A 15618-nucleotide genomic window follows, 5' to 3' on the forward strand; every position below is an offset into this window, starting at 1 on the left:
GCGGCTTTTTTATTAGCTCATGGTGTTTTTGTCCCAATAGGCATAACGGACTTGAGGCATGTGATTGAGTATTTCTAAGATTTTGAACATATCTGTTTGCTCTATAGATGTAGACAGTAGCGTGGTCTCAATTTCAACATCTGACTCACCAAAAGGTTCAATTTCAATGTCTTTGGCAGGGTAGTTATATTGTTTGAGCGCAACATGAATTTGCTCAATGACTTGTTTACTTTGTAAACGGTCACAGACCACATAGATGACATTGACTAACTCGGTATCATCATCTAACGGTCTACGATCCATGAATCTTACAATAGGGCGTAATAGTGTATTGGCAGCCAGTATAAAAATGGTAATGGCAAAGGCTTCAATAATTAAATCGGCCCCTGCAGCCGCTCCAATAGCAGCAGAACACCATAGTGTTGCTGCTGTATTTAAGCCATGAATTGTACCGCCATCACGCATGATCACGCCTGCACCTAAGAAACCAATCCCCGAAACAACGTAGGCGATTACACGTACTGCGCCATCACTACCATGTAAAAGCATAGCAGTATCTACAAATGCTGCAGCACCAATCGCAACTAATACATTGGTGCGTAGGCCTGCAGTCCGTTGGCGGTATTGTCTTTCAAATCCAATCAGCCCACCTAGAATAAATGCTGTAGCTAGGCTGATTAGTGTATCTAAAAGGTTGTCTAAGTTACTCAGATTCAAAGCATGCATATTAATTATTGCCAACCGTAACGTTTAACATAAATGGTTTTCATGAGTTGGGTTAGACCCATATATGCCAATAAAATAACAGGTAAATATATAAAGTATGTGACAGGGAGTGCTTGCAGTTGGAAGTAATTTGCTAAAGGTCCCATTGGTAAGAAAATACCAATAGATACTGCCAATACAGTCATGACCATGACAGGAAGAGATGCTCTGCTTTGTATAAATGGAATTTTAGGGGTGCGAATCATGTGTACAATAAGAGTTTGTGTGAGTAGACCCACAACGAACCATCCAGATTGGAATAGCGTTTGGTGCTCTGGCGTATTGGCTTTAAACACAAACCACATCAATAAGAACGTAATAATATCGAAAATTGAGCTGATTGGTCCAAAAAATATCATAAAACGACCAATACTTTCAGGTTCCCAACGCTGTGGTTTTTGTAAGATTTCTTCATCTACATTGTCAAAAGGTACAGCAGTTTGTGATACATCGTAAATTAAGTTTTGTATTAATAAATGAATTGGGAGCATTGGTAAAAATGGAATAAATGCACTGGCAACCAATACAGAAAATACGTTACCGAAGTTCGAGCTTGCTGTCATTTTAATGTATTTTAAAATGTTGGCAAATGTTCTACGGCCCTCAATCACGCCTTGCTCTAAGACCATTAAACTTTTTTCAAGTAAAATGAGATCTGCAGATTCTTTGGCAATATCTACAGCACTGTCGACCGAAATGCCAATATCAGCACTACGTAAAGCAGCTGCATCGTTAATACCATCGCCTAAAAAACCGACCACATGATTGTTCGCTTTTAACTGCATGACAATGCGTTCTTTGTGCATTGGGTTGAGTTTCGCAAAAATATTGTGTTTTTCAACAGCATGTTTGAATTCGTCATCACTCATTTGGTCAATTTCTTCACCAAGCACAATATGCTCATGTGGTAAATTAATATCTTGACAGACTTTTTGGGTCACAAATTCATTATCGCCAGTGAGTACTTTTACTTCTACGCCGTAGTTGTGTAGTGCTTGAATGGCTTTTGCTGAACTGTCTTTTGGTGGATCTAAAAAGGTTAAGAACCCACTGAGTGTTAAATTATTCTCATCTTGAATTGAAAAGATAGATTGCTCTGTAACGGGTGCATTTTTATAACCAATTGCAATGACACGTAAGCCATCTTTATTATAGCTTTGGCTATTTTGTAAAATAGTTTGCTTCAGTGCTTGAGTTAGTTCGGTACGTTCGTTATTAATTTCTACATGAGTACAAATATTGAGCATCTCTTCAACAGCACCCTTGGTGATGATCTGAGATTGTGCTTGAGGTGTTTTTACCACAACAGACATGCGACGACGGTCAAAATCAAATGGAATTTCGTCCAATTTACTGTAGTGCAAACGTTCAGTTTTAATGTCTTGATCAACATGTTCTAAAATTGCTAAATCAAGTAAGTTTTTTAATCCTGTTTGATAGTAGCTATTTAAATAGGCCAGCAGTAATACATGTGCTGAAGTATTGCCTAATACATCAAGATGTTTAGATAAAATAATTTTATCCTGTGTGAGCGTACCTGTTTTATCGGTACACAGTACATCCATTGCTCCAAAGTTTTGAATGGCATCTAGGCGTTTTACAATCACTTTTTTACGTGAAAGGAATACAGCACCTTTGGCAAGGGTAGATGTTACAATCATGGGTAACATTTCAGGGGTTAGGCCAACAGCAATAGACAGTGCAAAGAGCGCTGCCTCAGTCCAGTCGCCTTTGGTAAAGCCATTAATAAATAATACGATGGGTGTCATAACCATCATAAAGCGAATCAGTAACCAGCTGACACGGTTAACACCCACTTGAAATGAGGTTGCAACTTGATCTTGTGTTGTCACACGATGGGCAAGTGCACCAAAGTACGTTTTATTTCCTATGTTGAGTACCAACGCAGTGGCCGTACCAGAAACAATACTTGTACCCATAAAAACAATATTATCTAATGCCATGGTGTTGCTAATGTTATCACTTTGATGTTGTGCAAACTTTTCAACAGGCATTGATTCGCCAGTCATAGCTGCTTGCGAAACAAAGAGATCTTTAGCTTCAATAATACGGCAATCTGCTGGGATTAAATCACCCGCAGAGAGTTTAATAATATCGCCACTCACCAAGTATTTGGTTGGAATATCAAAAATATTGTGTGCTGCACTGGAGTTGAGTTGTTCTAAAGCATATTGTGCAAGTTTATCGCCTGAATTATTTCTATATACAGCTGCTTGATTGCTGACCATAGATTTGAGTGTGTCAGCTGCTTTATTTGATTTTGATTCTTGCCAGAATCGTAAGATGGTAGAGAGTATTACCATCATTGAAATAATGAGTGTACCTTTAGGATCCCCTGTATAGGCAGAAATACATGCCAATAACGTGAGTAAAATATTAAACGGATTTTTGTAGCAATACCAAAGGTGTTGCCACCAAGTGAGTGGTTTTTCTGTATGAATTTCATTTAGGCCATTGCGTTGCTGACGTATTTCAACTTCACTTTCGTCTAAGCCACTCAATTGAGTTTGTTTTTCTTGTAATAGTCGAGCAATCGGTGTACTAGAAGCATGTGTGAGTTGCTCGGTGAGTTGCTTTCCAATGTGTTGAGCATGGCTAGATTGATGTAATTCTTTAAGTGATGCCGATTTAGAAAAATAGCGAGTTAAGTGAAATTTCTTTAAAAAACGTGAAAATAGTTGTTCCCATAGATTGCGCATCATTTGGGTCTCCTAACTTTAGGTCATACTGAGCCGTTTCGGTTTTTGTAAAAAAACCAAAGTGAGTGTTAAATGTGTTTATGTAATTAAAACGGTTAGCTAAAATTCCAACTAAAGCCTAAGCCAATCCATCGGGCTATAGATGACCGAATGGTTTGACCGTAAGATAAATAAATACTGGTTTTGTCTTTGATGACATCGAGCCCCCAAATGAGCTGTACTTGGCGAGGGTCTAATGCGGGTTTGTAGTATTCGATTGCAATTTTTTGGGCATGGGGAAGCTCATGTGTTGCAGCAATTGCCCATGTAGATACATTCACTTCTGTGGAGTGATACCAACCTAAGTTTGCATCAATTTGAAATTGTGGCGTGATATAGAAAGAGGTTGGTAGGTTAACTTGCCAATTGGCTTCATCTGCATGTTGATTTGGCGTATAACCTACGCTAGCAGCAATACCAAATTGTTCAGATGCATAAAAAGGGTGTTTTATTTGCACTGCAACAGATGTCGTGCGGTCAACATAATTGACAGGTGTAGAGACCTCATAGTTATATACACTACAGGCAGGGTTTGCGCTTAAAAGTTGTTGTTGCTTACTGTTGGTTTGTCCAAATTCAATTTGGCAGGTGTTATTACTTGTGATTTGTGCATCATCAGTATTGTACAGTGGTAGAGCATATGTATAGCGTGACATAAGCACAATAATAATGACACTGGTATAAAAAGATAATGTAAAAAAGTAGTGATACATTTCTATTCCCCAAGGTTGAGGCAGAATATACCCACGTAGGTATTATGCTCTGAGCACATTACGTGAACATACAGAAGCTATATCTATCGAATATAGATGCTGTAGATTCTAAAATAATGATTTTATGATGTGTTTTGCTGTTAATACCATCTCGTTGCAAGATGGCATGACCCGAAGTGTCTGAGTTGCCGTTATGCTTTCAAGATGAATACAACAGTGTAAATTACACTAAACCTCGAACAACTTCCCACTGAGGGTCTCCGCACTTTAAAAATTGCCTGCATTATATACATTAATTCTTAATTGTAAATTAATTTTGGTATATATCTTAGGAGTGTGTGGTTTTTGTAAAGTTTTTTAATTGAAAGTATTATTTTAACGATGAGTTTATTCGATTAAATTTCCCTGCCATGAATGTATTAAAAATAGCACATAGATTTTATCTTCAAAATATTGATTATATTTGTTATTTTAATTATTAAGTATGATTTTAAGAAATAATTAAGCTTTGGGTATGTTCAAACTCAAAGACTGAGTTTATACTAAAGTCTTACTTGAGTTAATCTGTTTTTTTGTGAAGTAACGCATCTAGAAAAGATGTATCTATAAAAAAACAGACTAACTTTGAAAGGTTTGATTGTTACAGATAGGACTTTGTACGCTACAGTAACGTACACAAGAGTCTTAAATCTCGTATTTCAGGCTTTTATCTATGGATGGATGTTTTATTCTTTAAGGATATATTGGAATGAAGAAAATTGGATTATATCTAATTGTCGCTCTCATTGTATTGATTGTACTTGCTATTTTATTTTTGTTTAGGCCTGTTGCTTCTAAGCATATTCAAGTGGATGTGAAAGAAACAACCATTGATGCTGTACTCATTGGTGGTGGTATCATGAGTGCAACCCTTGGCACATATATCAATGAACTAGAACCGAACTGGAAGGTTCATATGTTCGAGCGCTTAGACCAAGTTGGGCAAGAAAGCTCTAACGGGTTTAATAATGCAGGTACAGGGCATTCTGGTTTTATGGAAATGAATTATACCGAAGAAAAAAACGGTAAAATGGACATTTCAAAAGCAGTAAATGTTGCAAATCAATTTGAAATCTCTAAACAGTTTTGGGCATATCAAGTTGAAAATAAAGCATTAGGAGAACCTAAAAGCTTTATTAATCCTGTTGGACATGATGCCTTTGTTTGGGGTGATAATGTTGATTTTCTCAAAAAACGTTACCAAGCCATGTCTGCGCATCCATTGTTTAAAGGCATGTACTATACAGAAGACCCTAGCGTGATTAAATCTTGGGCACCATTAGTCATGGAAGGGCGTGATCCTCAGCAAAAAGTTGCTGCGACTCGTATGGAAATTGGTTCAGATGTTAATTATGGTTCAATTACCACACAACTTATTAAAAATTTAGAAAAATCTAAGAATTTCATGCTCAGTACATCTACCGAAGTCACCAATATTAGTCAAAATGATGATAAAACGTGGTCTGTTGAATCGAAAAACCTAAAAACAGGTGAAATTAGTCGAATTAAAGCGAAATTTGTTTTTATTGGTGCAGGTGGTGCGGCCATTAAAATGTTACAAAAAACAGGTCTTCCAGAGGCTGAACAATATGCTGGGTTCCCAGTGGGTGGTGAATTTTTAATTACAGATAATCCTGAAATTACTGCAAAGCATACTGTAAAAGTTTATGGTCGTGCAGAATTAGGTGCACCACCAATGTCAGTTCCTCATATTGATACACGTTATATTGATGGGAAAAAATATGTTTTGTTTGGTCCATTTGCAACGTATTCAAATAAGTTCTTGAAAAATGGCTCTCAGTTAGACCTATTGGCTTCAACGAACAAGAACAACGTGTTACCTATGACAAAAATAGGTGTTGAGAATCTTGATCTTGTGAAATATTTAGTAAGTCAGGTGATGATGTCAGATGAAGATCGCTTTAATGAACTTAAAAAGTATTATCCGAATGCTAAACCAGAAGATTGGCGTTTGAGTCAAGGTGGTCAACGTGTTCAGATCATTAAAAATGAGCCTGGTAAACCTGCTAAGCTTCAATTTGGAACAGAGATTTTTGTGTCTAAAGATAAGTCTATTGCTGCGTTATTGGGTGCATCACCAGGCGCGTCAACATCACCTTATACGTTATTGACGTTGTTAGAAAAAGCATTCCCTGAAAAAACAAAACAAGATTGGAATCCTAAGTTGCATGAAATCATTCGATCGTATCAGCAAGATTTACGTGAAGATCCAAAGCTTTTAGATGAAACACGTAAATACACAAGTACAGTATTGGGTTTGAATTATACAACACCGACTGATTTGTTTAATGGTGCTCCTCAGCATACACAGAAGTAATTTTTTAAGTGTTGTTGTGATAAATAGGAGGTCAAAATGACCTCCTATTTTTGTTGATAAAAATGGAGTTATAAGATGAGTATCTACCTAAATTTTTTTTTAATATTGGTTAAAATTCTGACTTTTTTTATACTACTTTTTCTGTTCTTTCAATCAATGTATATTGTAGTTGTTGGTGGAGATGTACATTCTTTTTACCTTATGAGCTATATTTTACTCTCACTCAGTATTGTTAAATTTTTTAATTATTCATGTAATAGAAATGTATATATTGTGGTTTTAGCTAGTTTTAGTAGTTTTTATTTTATTTTGGCGCAAGAATACTTTCTATCACTTATAAGCTTTGTTTACAGCATATTATTATTCAAAGTAAATAAATTGTTAGTAACAAAAAAAATTCTATTTTTGATCTTGATATGTTCTTTAGTTATACATCAAAATAATTATATTAAAGATATAAAAAATAAATATAATCAAGAGGATAGTGGTGAAACTTGGCAAAAGTATGGTGCTTTGTGAGTATAGAGATAATCTTTTTTATTTTTGTAAAAGTAGAGTGATTTGGTAATACACTAATGAATAAAAAGGAGAAGTGCTTATTTACACAGTAGGTATGTTAAATACATTTTATTGTTGTATATAATGAAAATGAATGAAAAATAAGACAGGAACATATGGTGAAAAATAAGGTTTTTATAGCGTTAGGATTCTCTACGTTATTTATTATGTCGGGATGTACCACAATTGCAGATATGGCAGGTGCAGATTCAGCCACGCTAAATGCAACTTCTGCACAAAGCTTTGCTAAAATGCAACAGGAAGCAAAACAAAAAGGGGTGCTCGATACGTCATCAAGTACATACCAACGTATTTATACTATATTACAGCGTATGGAGCCTTATGCGAATCAGCTTAATAGAACAGGCCAAGCGTTTCAATGGCAACTTGCTGTTATTAAGTCAGACACGCTGAATGCATATGTTGCTCCTGGTGGTAAGGTTGTCTTTTATACAGGTATTGTGAATCGACTTAATTTATCTGACGATGAAATTGCAGCCATTATGGGGCATGAGATGACCCATGCTTTAGAAGAACACGCAAAAAATAAAATAGGTGCAGATGCACTCACCAATTTAGCAATCGATATTGGCAAAAATTATGCTGGGCAAAGCATTGGACAATTTGGAAATGCAGCGATTGATTTAGGGAGTCAAGTGGGAGTGGGTTTACCATATTCTAGAAACTTAGAAACACGTGCCGATTATGGCGGGCTGATGCTCATGGCAAAAGCAGGTTATAACCCACAAGCAGCCCTAACATTATGGGAAAAAATGAGTAGAGCGCAGGGTAATACCGGCGTAAGTTTTTTATCTACGCACCCATCAAATACACAACGTATTGCTGAAATGAAGAACAACTTACCTGCGGCGATTGCAATTTATAATCGAACACGCTAGGTTTCTTTGCTTGCGAGATGACGGCTTATATTTAGCCGTCAATCTAATTGGCTATTTCTCAGTTGAGCACTCTAAAGCAGCATCATATATTAAAATGGCTTTACCTTCTGTTTCGATCATTCCTTGTTCTTCAAGAGATTTAAGCACGCGACCAACCATTTCACGAGAGCATCCAACAATACGACCAATTTCTTGGCGAGTAATACGAATTTGGCGACCATTCGATAGAAGCATTGCTGCAGGTTGGTGAGCAAGATCAATTAAACAACGTGCAATACGACCAGTGACATCAATAAATGCAAGGTCAGTCATTTTGCGTGTAGTATTTTTTAAGCGCTTAGTGAGCTGTGAAAAAATAGCATAGTTTAGGTCTGGGTACTGTACAGCGAGTTCTAAAAAGTTTTCGTATGATATTTCAGCAATTTCACATGTTTCACGTGTTCTGACTTCAGCAGTACGGTGTGGTTCTGTTTCAAAAAGCCCCATCTCACCAAAAAATTCACCAGCATTTAAATAAGCAACAACAATTTCACGTTCATCATCTTCACGTAAAATAACAGATACCGAGCCTTTTAAAATAAGATATAGCGACTTAGACTCTTTACCAGACTCAATGAGTGTTGTACGTTTTGGGTGACGATTGATATACGCACGTTTTAATAATGCTTTAACAGACTCAGGAAGTTGATTTGGGGAGAGTATCTCGTTCGCAAAAGGGAAAAAATTAGCTGGCATGATTCCTATTCCAGAGGCAGTAGTTAAAGGGGGTGTAAGTAAATTTAATACTTGGTGAAAGAGTTCAATGAAATAAGCCCAAACCATTGGGAATAGGCTCATTGAACAAAGTGTGTTAGTGTAACGTATATCGTGTTTAATTTATATTTTTTTTAAGGTAGTTGCAATGCAATCAACAGTTCAATGGCTTGAAAATGTTGCATTTGAAGCCAAGTCTGAAAGTGGTCATACTGTAGTGATGGATGGATCACCTGCATATGGGGGTGAAAACCGTGGTGCTCGTCCTATGGAGTTGATTTTAATGGGATTAGGCGGTTGTGCTTCTTTCGATATCGTGACTATTTTAAAAAAGTCACGTCAAGATATTACTGATGTAATATGTCAATTACAAGCAGAGAGAGCAGAGAGCATTCCTGCAGTGTTTACAAAAATACACCTTCACTTTGTGGTGAAAGGGCATGGTATAAAGGAAAAACAAGTCGCTAAAGCTGTTGAGCTTTCAGCAGAAAAATATTGTTCGGCCAGCAAAATGCTGACCGATGGTGGTGTTGAAATCACCCATGACTTCGAGCTGATTGAGCTCAGTGTTTAAGTCATTCTTTGATATAATTTCGCATTATTTATTTTTGTAGAAACAATTGTGGGTCTACACGTGCATCGTTTAGGCTCATTCCCCAATGTAAATGAGGCCCTGTTACACGGCCCGTTTTACCAACCAATCCAATACGCTCACCTTGTATTACATGTTGTCCAACAGTGACATCTATTTCACTTAAATGGCAAAACATACTAATTAAACCTTGTCCATGATCAACTAAAATGGTTTTTCCATTAAAAAAATAATCGCCAATGCCAACAACTGTACCATTTGCAGGTGCAACCACTTTTTGCCCAACAGGTGCTGGAATATCTAGGCCTGAGTGAGGTGCTCGTGCTTCTTGGTTAAAAAATCGTTTTCGTCCAAATGAGTTGCTAAATTTACCTGGTGTTGGCGCAATAAATCGTGGAAAGCTATTCCACGTACTTGGCGTAAAAGAATGGTAAATACGTTGTTGTTCTTCAGCTTCTTGTTTGTATCTTGCCAGCTGTTCGGCAGAAGGCTCGACAAAGCTCTGATCTTTGAGTTGTATATGTTGTTCAGCATAGGCATATGGTTGGATATCTAAATGAATTGGCCCTTGATCTGTATCTACTTTTACAGAACCGACAGGTGTAGACAAAGGAATGCCTACAATTGCATATTTTTTTTGTGCTTCGTGTGTTAATAACACCGGCATATTCTGAAAGCTGACCTGTTGTACGTCTTCTGAAATAGGTAATACAGCAATGCCACCTGCTCTTAGTGAGTTTTGTGGTAAAAATGCAAAACTTGAACTAGAAAAACAGCAAATTGAAAGTAGTGTGAGTAATTTTTTATAAGTCATATAGATGCAACATAAATATTAAGTCAATTAATTATAGCGGTAGCAATTTATATTTGGTGTACGTTTTTTATAACCTAAAAAGCCATACGTTTTAGTATGGCTTTTTTTGATTTATCGTTTGATTGACTTAAAATTGATAGTTTACACGCATAAGAACACTGCGCGGTGTGCCTGGCAGGTCAGCTGAACGCCAATATTTCTTGTTGGTTACGTTACCTACAGCTAGGGTAACATTCCAAGGTGCTTGGCTATAACCAATCGCAGCATCTAAGCGACTAAAGCCTTTGACTTTATAATCATTGTTGAGGTTATTGTAAAATGACCCAACATACGTTACCCCTGTTTCTAGGTACACACTTTCAGTTGGTAAATAACGTACAAATAAATTGCCTGTATTTTTTGAAGTGAGTGCAAGGCGCTTATTTACATTTGTTGGTGTTTGTAAGTCTTTAGTCACTTTTGCATCGGTGTAACCATAACCACCGCGTACAAATACGTTGTCAATTAAACGGCCAATAAAGCTAAATTCTACACCTTTTGACTCGTGTTGGCCTGCTACAGCCCATAAATCAGGGTTGTTGGTTGGGTCTGGGCGATAGCGAATATTGTCTTTACGAATATCATAGACAGAGATTTGAGTATTCAAACGGTTATCTAGCCAATCACTTTTTACACCGATTTCATATTGTATATTGTACTGGGGTTCTGCATTAAATACCGCAAGGTTTTGACTTGAGGTTACTGCATTCACACCGGCAGAACCGCCAAAGGGTGAAAAGCTCTTGCTGTATGATGCATATATGCTGTGATGTTCATTGGGTTGATAAATTAACCCCACATTTGGGCTAAAACTTTCACTATCTACAGTTCGTTTAAAGTTCGGATTATTACTTGCCAGTAGTTTATTGCTGGTCGAAGATTCATAACTGTCGTAACGTGCCCCAAGCATGAGTTTAAACTGTTCATTAAAGCTAATAAGGTCTTGTAAAAAGAAGCCTAAACCTGTGGCTTGGTTATAGTTATATGTATTAAGTTTTAAATCTCCGCTACCACGAGAGCTAAACTTATCACCTGTAAGCGGGTTTACAAAACCATAAATGAGAGAGTTATTTTGATTGCTGTTTGCCAATTGTGGTTCACGTTGTTCATACGTCCAGTCTGCACCCAGCATGATATTGTGTTTTATTACGCCTGTGTTGAACTCACCAGTGATATCAAAGGTATTCGTTGTGGTTGTGTTCTTGGTATTTTGCCAATAGTAAATTTGTTTAATATAATCTTTATAGCACCCAGAGTTTGTGGCTGTTGCTTTCACTGTACTGGTACACATAGTACCTAAATAAAAATGATCGAAGTTTTGTTCAGCGACACGGTAGCTGAGTGCCCAATGAAAATTCCAATTTGGTGCATATTCATATTTTAAATCTGTACGTGCAACATGCAATGTATCATCAACAAAGTCGCCATTTTGTGCATAACTTTGTTTGGTTGATGTGCCTTGCGGTAAGTTATATACGTAGGGACCACGGTCGGGTATACGGTGTAAATTATCAAAGGTGTATTGTGTCGTCCACGTGAGTGTATGGTCATCGTTACGGTAGGTCACACTTGGCGATGCCATGACTTGACGGCTATGAATGCCTTTACGGAAGCTATCGGCTTCGCCATACTCACTGTTTAGACGTACTGCCCAGTTATCATTCACCGCATGGTTAAGATCAATGGCTGTACCTAAATTATTCCAAGACCCAGCATAAATACCTAACGTACTTTTTGAGTTAAAGTTGGCGTATTTACTCACCATATTGACAACGCCGCCGCCAGCACTACGGCCATATAATACCGAAGCAGGGCCTTTTAAGATTTCAATACGTTCTACGCTTGAAGTACTACGGCGAACTTGTCCACCTTCACGAATACCATCACGGTAAATGTCGCCTGTATCTGCATTGAAACCACGAATGGTGATACCGTCACCACGCATGTCGTAACTGGTGGAGATCCCAGGAGTACCTTGTAACATGACACTTAAGTCATTTGAGCCGTAGACTTTATACTTTTGAACATCAATGGTATCTACAGTTTGGGGAATATCTCTTTTTGCTAAGCCGTTACGTGTAACATTGGCTTCTTTATAGTCAATGTAGCTTTTGATGGGGTCTAGCTCACTCATTGCTTCTATTTTAATCGTTTCTAGCGTAGCAGTCGCTGAAGGATCAATGTTTTGTACAGATGCTTGAGTAATATTTGAAATAAGGAGGGCAAGTAAGCTGACTTTAAAGAGGGGGAGGGATGTTGTAGCCAATGTAGTCACCAATTGTTAAAGATAATGTAAAGTATTATCATTTAGTTTGCAAATTGGTTGTGATTATATTCATATTTCCTACATTTTTCATATTTTTTTTAAGATAAATTTCATATTGCAAAATATTTACTGTTTTATACTTGAAAAACCTTATCTAAGACTCACATATAATAGAGAAAAATACCCAAAATAAAATTATTTAAGTTAATGAAAATAAACAAATTTTTATTGAAAATATCAGTACTGACCTAATATATAAATTAATAGATAATAATTTTGAGGAATACATCATGCAGTTTGATAAGTTTACAACAGGTTTAACCAATACACTCTCAACCGCTCAGTCTTTGGCAGTAGGTAAAGATCATACCAGTATAGATACATTACATATTTTATCGGTTTTACTTGAAGATGCAGCCAACTTAAGTGTATTGCAACAGGCCGGTGCACAGCTTCCTGTGCTAAAAAGTAGTGTATCTAAAGCACTTGACGATGCACCAACGATTACCACACCGACAGGCGATGTTGGCTTGAGCCCAGATGCAGTAAAGGTGCTTAATTTAGCCGACAGATATGCACAAAAAGCAGGTGATGGCTTTGTATCGACCGATTGGGTGCTATTGGCATTAGCGGAATCAGGTCAAAGCCAAAAATTATTAAAAGCCGTTGGTGTTGAGGCTATAAAATTACGTCAAGTGATTGAAAAAATTAGAGGTGGAGAAAAAGTGACCAGTAATAATTATGAAGAGCAAAGAGACTCACTCAGTAAATACACAATTGATTTAACTGAACGTGCTTTGCTAGGTAAACTTGACCCTGTGATTGGCCGTGATGAAGAAATTCGTCGTACAGTGCAGGTGCTCTCACGCCGTACCAAAAATAACCCTGTACTGATTGGTGAGCCGGGTGTGGGTAAAACTGCCATTGTGGAAGGTTTGGCACAGCGTATTGTAAATGGTGAAGTGCCTGAAAGTTTAAAAGGTAAACGTGTATTATCTTTAGACATTGGTGCATTGCTTGCAGGCGCAAAGTATCGTGGTGAGTTTGAAGAGCGTTTAAAAGCCTTACTTAAAGACCTTGCTAAACAAGATGGCCAAGTAGTTCTATTTATAGATGAGTTACACACATTGGTTGGTGCAGGTAAAACTGATGGCGCAATGGATGCAGGAAATATGCTTAAACCCGCATTGGCACGTGGCGAATTGCGTTGTGTAGGTGCGACCACTTTAGATGAATATCGTCAATTTATTGAAAAAGATGCCGCGTTAGAACGCCGTTTCCAAAAAGTGTTGGTGGATGAACCAAGTGTTGAAGATACGATTGCAATTTTACGTGGTTTAAAAGAACGTTACGAAGTACACCATGGTGTGAAAATTTTAGATGCTGCGATTATTGCGGCTGCAAAAATGTCACAACGTTATATTACAGACCGTCAATTGCCCGATAAAGCCATTGATTTAATTGATGAAGCTGCATCTCGTATTAAAATGGAAATTGATTCTAAACCTGAATCTTTAGATCGTTTAGATCGCCGTATTATTCAACTTAAAATGCAGTTAGAGGTCGTTAAAAAAGAGAAATATAAAGGTAGTAAAGCTGAAATTTCATATTTAAATGATCAGATTCAGCCTTTACAAAAAGAGTATGACAGTCTAGAAGAAGTATGGCGTAAAGAAAAAATTCTGGTTGAAAGTACCAAACAGAGTCAAATAAAACTTGATCAAGCCCGTATAGCACTGGAAAAAGCCCAGCGTGAAGGTAATTTGGCAGAAGCAGGCCGTTTACAGTATGGTCTTATTCCTGAGCTTGAAAAGCAACTTGAGCAAGATGATGTTATTGATGAAAATGATGCGTTACAACTTATTCGCACTAAAGTGACTGAAAATGAAATTGCTGAAGTGGTGAGTGCGGCAACAGGTATACCTGTGTCTAAAATGCTGCAAGGCGAACGAGAAAAATTACTTGCGATGGAAAGCTTCTTACACCAACGTGTGGTTGGGCAAGATGAAGCAGTGGTGGCTGTGTCAAATGCGGTACGCCGTTCAAGAGCTGGGTTGTCTGATCCCAACCGTCCGAGTGGTTCATTTCTGTTTTTAGGTCCTACAGGTGTGGGGAAAACAGAGTTGACTAAAGCATTGGCCAATTTCCTATTTGATGATGACGATGCCATGATTCGTATTGATATGAGCGAGTTTATGGAAAAACATTCGGTCAGTCGTTTAGTGGGTGCGCCTCCAGGCTATGTAGGTTACGAAGAAGGCGGTGTACTTACCGAAGCTGTACGCCGTAAACCGTATAGCGTTGTATTGTTTGATGAAGTCGAAAAAGCACATCCAGATGTATTTAATATTTTATTGCAAGTGTTAGATGATGGTCGTTTAACAGACTCGCAAGGGCGTATGATTGACTTTAAAAATACAGTGATTGTGATGACTTCAAATTTAGGTTCACAAGATGTGCGAGAGTTAGGTGATGATGCATCAGAGGATGAAGTTCATGCAGTGGTGATGAATGCAGTAAGCCAACACTTCCGCCCAGAGTTTATTAACCGTATTGATGAATTGGTTGTATTTCATAGCTTGAAAAAATCACAGATTCGAGGTATTGCTGATATTCAGTTAGGCCGTTTACGTGAGCGTTTGCAAGATAGAGATATTGGCTTAACCGTAGAAGACAGTGCATTTGATGTGTTAGTTGATGCAGGATTTGACCCAATTTATGGTGCTAGACCACTAAAAAGAGCGATTCAGCAACAGATTGAAAATATACTTGCACAAAAAATTCTAGCTGCTGAATTTGAAGCAGGTGATCAGATTGTCGTACATGGTGATCACGGTCAGTTGGTATTTGATAAACGTAAATTGAGTTAAGTTTTTTAGTCTTACTTTATACTTTTAAAAAGCTATTACAACGTAATGGCTTTTTTTGTTTTTAAAAAAAATAATAAGTTAAAAGACACATTAAATAGATATAATGAATATTAGTATACATTTAATGCGATAGTTTTATATGTTTAATATTGTAGTAACTCTAGAAATAAAAGATTCATGATTGATTCTCTTTAGGTTGGTGATAATTATTTT

Annotated in this window: 10 protein-coding genes; 4 read left to right on the top strand and 6 right to left on the bottom strand. The window is 37.3% G+C overall.

Annotated elements, in window-relative coordinates:
• Positions 1–12: 12 nt before the first annotated feature.
• From BLS38_RS02630 to BLS38_RS02640, 3 genes are all read right to left on the bottom strand, one after another.
• A complete protein-coding gene (locus tag BLS38_RS02630) occupies positions 13–726 on the bottom strand; it encodes an MgtC/SapB family protein (RefSeq protein WP_092746790.1) in 714 nt (237 codons plus the stop codon).
• Between the two features lie 5 nt (positions 727–731).
• Positions 732–3488 carry a magnesium-translocating P-type ATPase gene (gene mgtA, locus BLS38_RS02635; RefSeq protein ID WP_092746791.1) on the bottom strand — a complete coding sequence of 919 codons (2757 nt, stop codon included), beginning with the start codon at positions 3486–3488 and terminating at the stop codon, positions 732–734.
• A gap of 92 nt (positions 3489–3580) precedes the next feature.
• On the bottom strand, positions 3581–4237 hold the full coding sequence (locus tag BLS38_RS02640; protein ID WP_092746792.1) for a hypothetical protein: 657 nt from the start codon (positions 4235–4237) through the stop codon (positions 3581–3583).
• Between the two features lie 748 nt (positions 4238–4985).
• Between BLS38_RS02640 and mqo the strand changes: the two genes are divergently transcribed.
• Together mqo and BLS38_RS02655 are read left to right on the top strand one after the other, a co-directional pair.
• The gene (gene mqo / locus BLS38_RS02645; protein ID WP_092746793.1) at positions 4986–6614 is read left to right on the top strand and encodes a malate dehydrogenase (quinone); all 1629 of its coding nucleotides are present in this window, start codon (positions 4986–4988) and stop codon (positions 6612–6614) included.
• A 725-nt stretch (positions 6615–7339) separates the two neighbouring features.
• Positions 7340–8071, top strand: coding sequence for a M48 family metallopeptidase (locus BLS38_RS02655; protein ID WP_425283454.1), 732 nt, complete (start codon positions 7340–7342; stop codon positions 8069–8071).
• Between the two features lie 51 nt (positions 8072–8122).
• Here the strand turns inward: BLS38_RS02655 and crp are convergent, their stop codons facing one another.
• On the bottom strand, positions 8123–8806 hold the full coding sequence (gene crp, locus BLS38_RS02660; RefSeq protein ID WP_092746968.1) for a cAMP-activated global transcriptional regulator CRP: 684 nt from the start codon (positions 8804–8806) through the stop codon (positions 8123–8125).
• Positions 8807–8972: 166 nt separating this feature from the next.
• Between crp and BLS38_RS02665 the strand changes: the two genes are divergently transcribed.
• Positions 8973–9398, top strand: coding sequence for an OsmC family protein (locus BLS38_RS02665; RefSeq protein ID WP_092746796.1), 426 nt, complete (start codon positions 8973–8975; stop codon positions 9396–9398).
• 28 nt (positions 9399–9426) lie between these two features.
• Here BLS38_RS02665 and BLS38_RS02670 read toward each other — a convergent pair whose 3' ends face one another.
• Both BLS38_RS02670 and BLS38_RS02675 read right to left on the bottom strand, forming a co-directional pair.
• Positions 9427–10230, bottom strand: a complete 804-nt coding sequence (locus BLS38_RS02670; RefSeq protein ID WP_092746797.1) for a peptidoglycan DD-metalloendopeptidase family protein — start codon at positions 10228–10230, stop codon at positions 9427–9429.
• Positions 10231–10357: 127 nt separating this feature from the next.
• A complete protein-coding gene (locus BLS38_RS02675) occupies positions 10358–12535 on the bottom strand; it encodes a TonB-dependent receptor (RefSeq protein WP_425283447.1) in 2178 nt (725 codons plus the stop codon).
• A 290-nt stretch (positions 12536–12825) separates the two neighbouring features.
• Between BLS38_RS02675 and clpB the strand changes: the two genes are divergently transcribed.
• Positions 12826–15405 (top strand): ATP-dependent chaperone ClpB, encoded by a 2580-nt coding sequence (gene clpB / locus BLS38_RS02680; RefSeq protein WP_092746799.1) that lies wholly within the window; start codon positions 12826–12828, stop codon positions 15403–15405.
• Positions 15406–15618 lie beyond the last annotated feature (213 nt).

Origin of the sequence: Acinetobacter boissieri (assembly GCF_900096955.1) — a bacterium.
Lineage (GTDB): Bacteria > Pseudomonadota > Gammaproteobacteria > Pseudomonadales > Moraxellaceae > Acinetobacter > Acinetobacter boissieri.